Consider the following 12,488-nt stretch of genomic DNA (forward strand, 5'->3'; position numbering starts at 1 on the left):
AAGCAAAATCCGCAACACAAGACTAGCATTATCGCTTCCATCTTACTATCTGTCCCTACTCTACCAGCCCGGTCCGCTCTATGCCTTCCGTGAACCACCGCTGCGTAATGGTATAGATAATTAACGGCGGGAAAATGATGAGGAAGGCCGCAGCCATTTTGGGCCCTTCGGAAATCGGATCTTTGCCCGCCCCAGCTCCATAAACGATCGCACTATTGCCCATCAGCTCCTGCTGCATCATACTGAGCCGCAGCGATAACGGCTGGAAGTCCTTTCCTAAAAACATCGAGGCCTCGTAAGACACGTTCCAGTACCAGATAAACGAGAACAAAAACACGACGATAATCGCCGGACGGGCGAGTGGCAGCATAATGCGAAAGAACAAGCGAAAAACGCTCGCTCCGTCCATCTTCGCCGCCTCCTCCAGCGCCTTTGGCTGCGTCAGGAAAAACTGCCGGAAAATAATAATAAACAGCGCTCCCCGCAGCCCTTGACCAAACAAGGCCGGGATGATGAAGACCAGGGGGGTGTTCAACCACCCAAGCTTGCCAAAGACCGTGTACATCGGGATAATCGTAATTTGTGGCGGTACCAGAAACGTCACGATGATCAGAATAAAGGCCAATGTTTTGCCCGGAAAATGAAGCCGCCCCAGAGCATAACCGGTAATCGCACAGGAAACGACCTGCAAGACAGAGCACGAGAGGGCTATGACAATGGTATTCGTGAAAGCCTCTGGATAACGAAGGCCCCGCCACGCATCGGCCAGATTCTGTCCGTGGATCTTACGCGGAATCCACTGTACGACAGGGTCAATCAGGTCGCTGACCGATTTAACCATCGTCGACATCATATAAAACAACGGCTGTAAATAAAGAAACGCAATTACCGCAAGCAGAAAATAGATGAAGATTTTCGCCAGCCATCCGTCATTCAGATGCTGTCCTATTAGCATCTTCTTGATCCTTTGTGCCTGACGGCTGTGCAGCTTTTGGTCGAGATCTGATTTGGCTTGCTGATAACCTTTGCTTAATTTCACCGGACCACCGCCCCCCTCTTCACAACCGAACGATAGGTGAGACCGAGCGCTATACCCAGCAACACCAGAATTAATGCAAAATAGATCCACGCCTGTGCGCTAGCATAGCCATATCCAAATTGCGGATGGAACATGTTCACCCGCACCTGCTCCAAGACCGGGTTGAATGGAAACGTAAAGAGGTCGACAATCGTGAACACAGCGTTCAGACCAATGAACGGTACCATAGCCGGCAGCGTGATCTTCCAGAAGCTTTCCCATGGCGTTGCTCCATCGATGCGAATCGCCTCATACACCGACCTGGGTATCGTCTGATAGCCGGCGATAAAGATCAGAATCTGCACGCCGGAATACCACAAGATGATAACCGCTCGGCTCAATACATTCAGCATCGGCTCTGCAAGTCTCGGCCCCATATATTGTCTCAAGAGCCCCTCCAGATTATATTGCTCAATGAACGGCAGTTTCCCCGCTCCTTGACCGAACAATTCCATCAGCACCTGGCCGGTAGCGAAGATGACGGGCAGAAAGAAGATGGCGCGGATAAAAGCACGTCCAGGCATCTTCTGATTCAGCAGCAGCGAGACAAAGAAGGAGAAGATCAGAATAAGTGGGATTATGAGCAGCATTTCCTGAAAATAGGTGACCAGTTTAATGGGATACACATTGTCTTCCATGAGTACCCGCCGGAAATTATCCAGTCCCACCCACGTGTAGGTAAATCCGGCTCCTGTCAGCCGTACGCTATTAAAGCTGTTGAAGAACGACCATCCCACCGGGAAGGCAACAAATACAGCGAAGCCAATCGCCCATGGCAGCATGAATAGGTACCCGGTGCTATAGTCTTTCCAGCGATAGCTCCAATAGCCCCTGCGCCGTTCATTCCGTTCTGTCCTTTCCTGCTTGCTCATGGCGTGCCCCCTCCTTTCCTGATGTCGAAGCGGTTGCTGTTATAATCGACGGTTACTTGGGTTCCTTCATCATATGTCATCGTGTAGATCCCTTCGGCTTGCTTGCTATGCTTCACCATGCGGCGGTTCACTAACGACGCGAGCCCGTCGAATTTCTTGTACTCTTCCACAATGCGATCTTTCCATATGGCATATTCACTGCTGTACAGATTGTCGTAATCGGTGCCCTTTAGCTCACGGCTGCGTTCATACGTCAAGCGAAACGAGGGAATCGCACCGTATTCGAGAGCTTTCAGCAGCTCCTTGTCGTACTCGTTGCGCAAGTTGCCTTCTACACCCGTATAGAGCAGTGATCCGTGGACTGCCATCGGATAGAAGGGCACTGTCTCGTCAATAAAGAAATCATAACTGGCTTCGAGTGGGAAGCGTGACAGCAAGTCGCTCGACTGCAGCACATAATCGTTGCCCCGGTCAGTTGCTACTGTGCCTAGCCGCTCCTTTGTATAGGCCAGCAGCGACTGATAGAGATGCGCTGTATCCTCCCGTTCCAGTCCATTCACCGCATAATCGCTAAACACCGTGCTGCCGACCCCATTAAATACAAGGCCGTCTATCCCAAGATCGTCCAGCTTATCGATCGTCACTTTCGCCGAACGAACCGCCGTCACCGGATTCAGGAGGAAGGATGTCCCTCGCAGATCGTGGAACACTGTCGTGTCGATGCTGCGAATCCCTTCCGTTTTCATCGAGAGTTTCGTTTCCCCAATTCGCATCCAAGTAAGAAAATCTTCGAACAGCACCGGGATGCCGCGCTCCTTCATAGCAGTCGTAAATCGCTTCACTCCCTCTGCTCCCCCCAGCTTCGCCTGTATGGGGAAGCGCCGGTCGGTTTCACTGAAGCCACCGTCCTGCCAGCCTTGGACCTGCACCTTCATATTGGCAACGCCTAGTTCGGACAGCTCCGCCACCATCTGTTCAGCCTGCGCAAACGTCGTCGCCGGAATATAGCTATTGCCGCCGAACACATCCTTCGTGCCACCCCCTACAAGGCCAAGCATCATCGGGATGTGCTTCACCTGCGGCAGCAATTCAGGAAGCTGCTGCGTTTCCAACAAGTAATCGCGGTATGCCTGTGCCATTCCGCTGTAATCTGCTGAGCTTCCTGTCAGCAGCCGATACTCGATCTTGCGATCCTGGTGCGTACGCTCCTTGCGCACCGAGTTCACGGCGGGGGCCAGCATACTTACTTTGCGTAAATACTCCTCCCGGTACATAAACTTCGCCCCCAGTGAATGGTACGTCGTCTGTACTCCCGCCGGCATCGCCGTGATCCGAGTCGTATACTTGCCCTCTTTGACAATAGCGGCATACGCCTCCTCGCCCCGCTTGATGCCAAATACCGGATAAGCGATTGCCTCGCGTGGAATGTCGCGCTCTTGCAAGTTAGCTGGATCCTCATCATACATCATGTAATCATATCGGTTTCCTGCTGCGGTACGAGTGCGGTCATAATAAATCAAGCCCCCCGGTCCGTCAGGCACAAATAGATATCCGTCTTCTTCCTTGCCCGATACAGCCCCAAAGAACGGCAGAAGCTGTAGTGAGAACAACTGGTTGTCGCCGCTTTCCTCAATGCCTTGGGAAGGCACGGTCACTTCCAGCCCGCCCGCGGTCAGCTCATAGCGAATCGCCAGGCTGAGACCTATACTTGTGTACCGGTAGGTGACTTCGACACCGTGTTCGGTTCTAATGAAGCTTTTTTCCAGCTTGTCATCCAGTGCATTTGTCATGTTCCGCTGCGTTTTGCCCGCATTCACATATTCCATGACGTATGGTGACTCCAGGTTAGAAAGAATTAGCCCTTTCACTGTTTCTTTATCCAGCTGGGATTTGGCCGGATTGCTGTGCCATAGGAAGCCGCTTTGCTTGTTGCGCACGGCGATTTGCGTCGTGTCTGGTGCAAGGAGCAGCGTAAATCCCTCATTGTCATAGACCGTCGCGAAACCGTCTGCATCGAGCGGACCAGGCTGCCACGCTTCACCCTTAGCAACCGGGATGAAGGTTTGCACCCGCTGTACAATCCCCATTTCCTGCAGCTTTGGCAGCTTATCCCGGTTTGTCAGCATGATGATGGTCATGAGCACAATCGCCAGGGCAGCGATTAGGATCACCCTTCGCATCCATGGAGTTTTGTGCCATAGTTTGAGCCATAAGCCCTCACTCGCTAGAGGGGCCAACTTTTTTTGGGGACTTTTGGATGAGGTCTCCGGGCTGTTCGAGACATCCAGATCAGGCATAGAACGTCACCTCCCGGTAAATTTGCTTCACAAAGTCAAACAGGTTGTAGCTGAGCCCCGACATAATCACTACAAATATCCAAATGACTCCAATCGTAAACAGCGTAATGCCCGCATTCTTGGCGGCTTCGAGAAAATCAAAATTGTGGATCACCTGTGTCATAATGAAGAACTGCACCGCGATCCAGATCCACATCACCTGAATGATCGAATCGACAACGATCCGTTCTTCCAGCACGACAATGTTCGAGAGAAGAATCGCCGGAATCATCAGTACAATGTATGGAACCAGTGCATAGGTACTTGCTTGCAGTACTTCACGAAACCGGCCTTCACCACCCTTGACCGTGCTGACCAAGTAATTGGCTATAATCCAAGTGATCCAAGGCACGATCAGCAGGCAAACCTCCAGCACAAGATTCACCTTACTGAGATCATAAGGATGAAATATAAAGCCCATACCGTAAATGGAAAGAATCCGGATTCCGATCGTAAGCAGCAATAGAGTCAGGATCATGGACACTGAAATTTTCCGCTCTTTCAGTCGATAGAAGCCTTCATAGGGATGGAACATCAGGTACCAGGCATCTTTGGCTTCCCCTCCATACTGTGCCGCGAACGGAGGCCAGGAACGGACGGTCACATAAACCCGGATCTTTCTGAATAGAAACCGCAGCAGCACGATAAGGAAGATCAACACAAGTATCGAATAGATCAAGTAGCTCTGGATCCAGTCATAACGTATATTCCAGAACGCATCCGAATACCCGGCCGCATCGTAGGAATCTTTGAAGTACGACATCGACTTTGCATAACGCTTCTCGAACAGCGCAATTTCTCCCAACCCGTTGTACGGCAGATTCATCATGCCATTCTCTTTCATAACCGCTTCCCAATACGGCTTACTTTCCTCGTAGCTTCCCTCCACATACAGCTTGGACGCCGTCAAAAAGGCCTCCCCGAATGCTGTCCGTTTATACACCTGCAGCAAGTTCAGACTGCTGTCAGCGACCCACAGCTCTTTCTTACTGTTGATAGCCACACTGGTCGGAAAATTCACAATCCCTTGCTGATGAGCCAGCTTATCCATATCTCCAAAATAAACAAGTGCATTCCCGTAAGGATCATAAATGGAAATTTCCCCAAACTCACTATTCATCCCATATAAAAAGCGGTCCGCATCGATCGCCGTGTCCACAAGCTTGCTTTCGCTATACGGCTTATTTAGAAAGGCATCCGCTCCCCCTGCATTCAGCTTCTTAATCTGACCTTTGGCAACGCCGTAGCTAGTTGTCAAGAGAAAACCGTCGCTGGTCATCGCAACATTGGCAATCGCCCCTGGGCGTTTGGCGATTTCTTTATCCATCTGTGTCTGATTGAGGATCGTCCGCTTCAAGCGCGTCAGCCAGTCCACCTCGGTTTTATTAGCACCAAAGAATCCGGTAAACTTTCCTTCTTCGTTCATCCGCAGCAGTCCTTGGTACGAGTCCTTATTGACGACGTACATGACCCCACGGTTGTCGACAACAAGCTTGGTAGGCACATAAAAATAGCCCTCCGGCAACAATACTGATTGCGGTTTTTCAAATGCGCGCACATACACTCCGCCTGCATCATACACAGCAATACGCTTGTTGCCCGTATCAGCAATGTAAATCATCCCGTCTTTGGTGACGAATACACCTTCAGGTGCATTCAAGGCACCATCGCCTTCAGCCGTACCTACCGCCCGGAGGAACCGCCCCTGTTCATCGTATTCGACGATACGGTTGTTACCCGTGTCCGCCACATAGACGTGGTCATCAGCGGTGATATACAGATCATTCGGTGCCAAAAGCGGCACGTCGATGTCGGAATAGCCAACCACTTGAGAGGGCACATAGACAGGTTGAATACGCACCTGACGATTGGTCTCCTGATCCACAAACCACGTGTTGTAAGGCAAGCGGGCCGATGTAGCCGTTGGAAACTGCAGCGTTACAGCCAACGTGATCAACAGGAGCAGAGCGAAACACGCTTTCTTTTGTCTGAAAAGCTTCTCCCCACTTTGTTGCCGGACAGCATGCTGCCATGCCCAAGCAAAAGCAAAATAGGAAACCATTTTGTTGTTTAGCCGTCCTCTCATTTATTTCACCCCCGAATGCAGCATCGTCTGGATCATTTTGCGCTGGAACAGGAGGAACATAATGAGATTTGGAATAAACATCAGCAGCGCTGCTGCTGCCGCAATGCTTTGCCCGGCCACACTGTTTTGAAGGTTCGCCGTTAAGCTCGTCACATAGAAGGCGAGTGTCTTCATCGTCTCCTTGGTCGTGTACAGCGTCGAGCCCTCAGCGTCCAAGTAGACAGCTTGAAACGTAATGATCGCAATCGTCGCTACGGCAGGAGCAGTCAGCGGGATGATGATGCGCGTGAATATGTACATATCATTCGCTCCGTCCAGCTTCGCCGCTTCTAATAGAGAATCCGGAATTTGATCAATAAACTGCTTCATCAGAAACACCGCTACCGGGGAAGCGATAAACGGCAGGATATGTGCCAGATACGTATTCGTAATCCCCAAGCTGCTGACGATCAAATAGCGCGGAATCGCCACCGTCTCCGGTGCAAACATCAGCGACAGCATGATCAGCGACATGATGAGCGCCTTGAAGTGAAAGTGATGCTTCGCCAGCACATATCCCGCCATTGTACTGACCAGAATAACGAATACCAAAGATAGCGACACAACGATGACGCTGTTAAATAAGTAACGCGTGAACGGAACAACACCCGCGCCAGCGTGCAGAAACAGCTGCTCGAAGTTGCGCATCGTGGGCTCTTTCACCCAAATGGTTGGCGGGAATAAGAACAGCTCGCTCAGTGGTTTAAAGGCATTGTTGAACAAAAAGATGATCGGCAGCAGCATAAATACTGCTAAACCAATAAAGCACAGGACAAGCAGCGATCTGGATATGGAGATCCGACGGAGCCTGTTAAGCCTGGTGTTCTTGGAAAGCTTGGGAAACCCCAAAAGCCGTTGTTGAGCCACCGGATTATTCCCCCTCCTTCGTCGCAAACAAACGATAGCAAAACCGCATTGCCAAATAGGAAATAATCAGCAGCGCCACCGAGATCGCCGAGGCATAGCCCCACTCGTAACGTAAGAACGCATAATCATCGATATGATTCGTCATTAAATGCCCCGAGTAGCTCGGCGTAATCGCCAGGCCCGTCAGTTGGGTCGAAATCGCCCCGGCTTTCAGCGTTCCCACAATGGCCATCACGGCACTGAACAGCATTTGTGGCTTCATCGACGGAATGGTGATGTAGTACACTTCCTGCAGCGCATTCTTAATGCCGTCAATTCGGCCGGCTTCATACAGCTCCGTATTGACCGTCTGCAAGCCACCAAGCATCGCCAGAAATCCCACGCCCATGCTGGTCCAGAGGGTGACGATGATCATAATGTTCATCAAATATTTCGGGTCCTGCAGCCACAGCTGCGACGTTTCAATCAGTCCAAACTTAAGCAGGAGGTTGTTCAAATAGCCAACTCTGTCCCCGCTGAAGGTGGCAATCCAAATGACAGATAACGCCACTCCACCAGCCATTGAGGGTGCATAGAACGCCAAAGTGAAGTAATCCCGTACGCTTCTTGGCAGCTGATGGATCAGCCATGCAAACACAAAGGACAGCGCGTAGCCGCCTGGACCAACAATCAGTGCAAATTTGAGCGTATTCGGTAATGTATATTTCATAAATACTAAGTCCTGTGTAATTAGTGCGATAAAATTATCGACCCCGATAAACTTCGGAAACGTAAATCCGTTGTACGAGGTGACACTAAGAAAAACGGCCATGAACACCGGAATCAGAATAAAGCAACCAAAAGCGATCAGAAACGGAGCCAAAAACAAGTACGATAACCGGGCTCGCCAGCATTCCCGCAAAAACTGCCGGAACCGGCGTACAAAACGCGGTTCTACCTCTTGGCCAGGTGTGCTTCCTCCTAAGGCCAGTTCTCCCTTATTTCCCATCATGGTTGCCCCCTCCCTCGAACGACTGCTCATCGATCGGCACCTTCAAATCTGTCCCGGGTCCGAAGCCGAATTCCTTCTGTTTGCGTGCCATCTCCCGCTGCAGGGATACTTCCGCTTTGCTGATCGCTTCTTTCCCTGGCATGCCGCTTAGCACAGCGTTATTCCAAGCGAAATCCATCTCACGTGCCAAGAAATAGTATCCCGGCACATAAGGCATATTTTTACCCCACCGCCCCTGTTCAGCCAGCACTTCCATATCCTCACTCGGCCATGGCACATAGTTAAGTGCCTCGATATTAGCCGGATTCCAGCGATATTCGATCCCTGCGAACGATTCGATGTCATTGGCGAACTTCGCTTGCGTGGCCGTCGACGTCCACCAATCCAGGAACGTCCATGCCTGTTCCTTCCGCTTGCCTTTCTCCATCAGCATTCCTGCCGTCGTACTTTGTGCCGACCAGCGGACCACTTGACCATCTGCACCACGTACGCCAGGCAGGGGCGCCATCTTCCATTTCCCCACAATTTCCGGGGCGGCTACTGATAACTGGATATATGTATTGTAATCAGCAATCCCAATCGGCATATCCCCAAAGCGAAAATGGTTGAAAAACGCCGGTACATCTTTCGGAAAATTGTGCGTGATAAACAAATCGGTCCATCTCTTAAAGGCAGCCTGCCCCGCTTTACTATCAATCGTTGTCGACATCCCATCGGCGGTATAGAATTCCGCACCAAGCTGATAAAACGGCATCACAAATTCTTTGGTCGGATAATAGATATCCATACCATTCTCCTGCAGCGTCGGCAGCAGTTCCAGCACATCATCCCAAGTATCCGGCGGTGTCAGTCTGAGCCGCTCCAGCACATCCGTCCGATAAAACATTACCATGAACGTCTGTGTTTCCGGCAAAGCATACATCCCCCCGTTATAGGCGTACGATCGCATCACCCCGGGGTTAAAGCGCTTCAGCACGTCTTCGAAGCCAGGAAACTGTGACAAGTCCGCTGCCGCCCCACGCATCGCATAATCGACAGGTGTTTCCATCCCGATACCAAGTGCAATATCTGGCTGGTCCCCTGCAGCGTTGCCCAGCATCAGCACATTCGTGCTCGGCATCAAATTCACGTTCACACGAATGCCTGTCTTGGGTGTGAAATCTGCTTCGATCATTTTTTGCAGCAGATCCACATAATCACGACCACGCTGTACCCAAACGGTAATCGCTTCTTCCTCATTCAAGTCCTTCAGATCATAACTTTGGAAAAAAGTGCGTGCGAAGTTGACCGCACTGTAGCTAACCTTATCCCATAGGTTAGGCAGCTTCAGCCCAGGCTTCGCTTCCGGATCGCGCACGACGATATAGTCCAGCATTACACCTTGGCTTTCCATTGGCTTGATCCAAGTGTTGATGCTCGTCTGAATGTCCGCAAACACCTTCACCTGGTTCGGGAGCTCATTGACATTCGCCAGCAGCTCCTCCAAGCTGTTCATCGCTGAGGAGATCGCCGTCGTCGGGTCGGTCACATTCTGGTTCAATCCATCGACGTAATCGCGCACCGAGCGCAACCGCTGGATCATCCCAGAAAGCTTCGTCTCGATCTCAGGATCGTATTTCCTGACATCCCATGTCCTCCCGGTATCGAGATTGGAGCTGCTCCCGGTTCCATAGTTGCCTGAGATGATACGGATATCCCGCTCCATGACGCTTAAATCCTCCAGGGTACCCCGCAGCCCTTCTACGGCCAGGTTGATCAATGAGCTGTCGGCAATAAGACGCAGCCGATGGGTTCCGCCTTCCAGTCGAAATAAATAGGGCTGCTCTAAAGCATCTGTTAATGAGCGAATATCCCACTCGCTACTTGCCGGGAGCCTGCTATGGAGCATCTCGCGAAAAGGAACTTCCCCATCCAGCATCACCGTACGATAAGCATTCGCCCTTCCGTTGTAGCCTTGCAAGTATTTCAAGTCAATGGCATACCAGCCTGTTACCGGCACGGTAAATTCCCATTCGATCCAATCTCCGGCTTGCTGCCAGCGCTCTCCACCGATCGCGTTATAGACGATCCGCCCTTTGGGATCCGGTGAAGTATATGGCTCAGCAACACTTTGCGTCTGCGTCCCAATCGCCGATTTGACCGTGTATCGTTCTGCCTCGATGACGGAATACCAGCCATTCTGCCCAGCATCCTTCTCCAAGCTGCCTGTTCCTGTCGCAGTCACCGGCTCTACCTCTGTGCCAGCCTTTTGCTCTGCAGCAGCCACATAGTCGGCATAGACCGGAATCGGCTTTGGCGCGGTTAGCGTCAGCGACGCGATCGACACGGGCTCACGTCCGCCGGTAAGCCGAATCGTGTGCCGGCCTTTCGAAAGCGGCCACAGCAGCGGCTCCGACGAAACAGCGTAATTGGCCACCTGCACCGTACGCCAGCCTTCAAGCTCGACCTGCTCCGGACGGATTTCGTTGCCAAGCGCATTGCGGTCGTACGGATACTTGCCATCCTTCCACCACCGCTCCAGCGTAATCCGCTCAGCTTCCTGATAAGGGTAACTCCCGTCAATCTGCACACCGCGCACGACATTGGCAAAGCTTCCTTTTAACGGGGAATAGTCCACGACCAGCGTATAGAGTCCGTCCTGAGGCACCTCGACGTTCCATTCCAACCAGCCTCGCTCGTTGGTCCAATCCACAACATCTGCTTTCTGCTCATCCCTACGCACAGCGATTTCACTCTCTGCCGAAACTGCCGTATAAGCGGCAGCCTGGATTCTTACGGGTGAAATGCCCAGGTCACCCCTTACATCCGATGTCAGTTTTTCACGCTGCCACTGCATGTAAAGTGGAGTCGTTTGTGCGAGAGCATTGGAACTGCTTGCTGCCGCAGACCCCAATTTAATCGAACTCACTTCCATTTTTGGAAATAACAGTTGTTCTTGAGATAAGGAACGCAATCCCCAAAGGGTCACCCACAATAGGGAGATACCACAGACGAGAGTCCCCAGGTTGCGGTAAACCCTCCGCCTCTTCATAGGGCAACCTCCGGTGTAACTAGCGATTCCCCACTCCCCCGCTCGAACAAATGCGCTTTGTCCATCCGAAGCACCAGCTTCACGGTATCGCCTACCTGTACCCGTGTATGAGCATCGGCCCGTGATATAATCACCATGCCGCCAAGGTCAGCGTGCACATATGTATCTGAGCCCATCGGTTCCTTCATATCTACCGTGACCGACACCTGCCAGTTTGTATACGCATTCATTTGTAACTGTTCTGAATCACACAGCACATGCTCCGGGCGCAACCCAAGCACCACTTGGCGCAGGTTAGTATTCATCCCCAGCAAATACCGCGCATACTTCTCCGGAAGAAGCAGCTTCAGCCGTTTATTTTCGAAGTAAAAACCATCGGCTTGTGCTACAATTCCCCCTTCGATGAAATTCATTTGTGGCGTTCCGATAAACCCGGCTACAAACATGTTGCGCGGCTCATCATAGAGTGTTTGTGGTGCAGCCACCTGTTGAATTTTACCGTCGCGCATGACTACGATCCGTGTGCCCATCGTCATCGCTTCCGTCTGGTCATGAGTTACATAAACAAATGTCGTCTTTAGCTGGCTGTGAATTTTTATGATTTCCGTACGCGTCTGTGCCCGCAGCTTGGCATCCAGGTTGGAAAGCGGCTCATCCATCAGGAATGCCTTCGGTTCACGTACGAGCGCCCGCCCCAGTGCGACCCGCTGCTTCTGCCCCCCGGACAATTGACCCGGCCGCTTCGTCAGCAAGTGTGAAATTTCAAGCATCTTGGCTGACCTGCTCACACGCAGATCCACCTCGTGCTTAGCGACCTTACGCAGCTGCAGGCCTAGCGCCATATTGTCATAGACCGATAAGTTCGGATACAGCGCATAGTTTTGAAATACCATGGCAATGTCCCGATCCTTCGGTGATACATAGTTTGTAAATTTCCCGTCAATGTAGATGTCCCCCTTGGAGACGTCCTCCAGTCCGGCCAACATCCGCAAGGTTGTGGATTTACCACAGCCAGACGGACCGACCATGACGAGAAACTCGCCGTCGGCTACGTCCAGATGGAAATCATGGACCGAAGGGACGCTTTCATCTTTGTAAAACTTATATACATGCTGAAACGATACACTGCCCATGCCTCTATATCCCCCTTAATCCAAACAATCCATTACTGGGATTCTTTCACTATTA

8 protein-coding genes are annotated in these 12,488 nt (G+C 51.5%); all 8 read right to left on the minus strand.

Annotated elements, in window-relative coordinates; translation table 11 throughout:
* Positions 1–55: 55 nt before the first annotated feature.
* Genes J2Z66_RS05035 through J2Z66_RS05070 form a run of 8 tightly spaced genes read right to left on the minus strand, consistent with a single transcriptional unit; the run spans position 56 to position 12,433 of the window.
* A complete protein-coding gene (locus J2Z66_RS05035) occupies positions 56–1,039 on the minus strand; it encodes a carbohydrate ABC transporter permease (RefSeq protein WP_209970252.1) in 984 nt (327 codons plus the stop codon).
* Positions 1,036–1,950: a carbohydrate ABC transporter permease gene (locus J2Z66_RS05040; protein WP_245375266.1), complete on the minus strand. Its 915-nt coding sequence runs from the start codon at positions 1,948–1,950 to the stop codon at positions 1,036–1,038. The genes J2Z66_RS05035 and J2Z66_RS05040 overlap by 4 nt, the downstream gene beginning before the upstream one ends.
* Entirely contained in the window at positions 1,947–4,247 is a 2,301-nt protein-coding gene (locus J2Z66_RS05045) for a DUF5696 domain-containing protein (protein ID WP_209970253.1), read from the minus strand. Before J2Z66_RS05045 ends, J2Z66_RS05040 begins: the two co-directional genes overlap by 4 nt.
* Entirely contained in the window at positions 4,240–6,372 is a 2,133-nt protein-coding gene (locus J2Z66_RS05050; protein ID WP_209970254.1) for a YIP1 family protein, read from the minus strand. Before J2Z66_RS05050 ends, J2Z66_RS05045 begins: the two co-directional genes overlap by 8 nt.
* Entirely contained in the window at positions 6,373–7,278 is a 906-nt protein-coding gene (locus J2Z66_RS05055) for a carbohydrate ABC transporter permease (RefSeq protein ID WP_312894386.1), read from the minus strand.
* 4 nt (positions 7,279–7,282) lie between these two features.
* On the minus strand, positions 7,283–8,269 hold the full coding sequence (locus J2Z66_RS05060; RefSeq protein ID WP_209970255.1) for a carbohydrate ABC transporter permease: 987 nt from the start codon (positions 8,267–8,269) through the stop codon (positions 7,283–7,285).
* Positions 8,256–11,300 carry an extracellular solute-binding protein gene (locus tag J2Z66_RS05065; protein WP_209970256.1) on the minus strand — a complete coding sequence of 1,015 codons (3,045 nt, stop codon included), beginning with the start codon at positions 11,298–11,300 and terminating at the stop codon, positions 8,256–8,258. Before J2Z66_RS05065 ends, J2Z66_RS05060 begins: the two co-directional genes overlap by 14 nt.
* Positions 11,297–12,433, minus strand: a complete 1,137-nt coding sequence (locus tag J2Z66_RS05070) for an ABC transporter ATP-binding protein (RefSeq protein WP_209970257.1) — start codon at positions 12,431–12,433, stop codon at positions 11,297–11,299. Before J2Z66_RS05070 ends, J2Z66_RS05065 begins: the two co-directional genes overlap by 4 nt.
* Between the last annotated feature and the right edge of the window lie 55 nt (positions 12,434–12,488).

It is taken from the genome of Paenibacillus eucommiae (genome assembly GCF_017874215.1).
GTDB classification, from domain to species: domain Bacteria; phylum Bacillota; class Bacilli; order Paenibacillales; family NBRC-103111; genus Paenibacillus_AI; species Paenibacillus_AI eucommiae.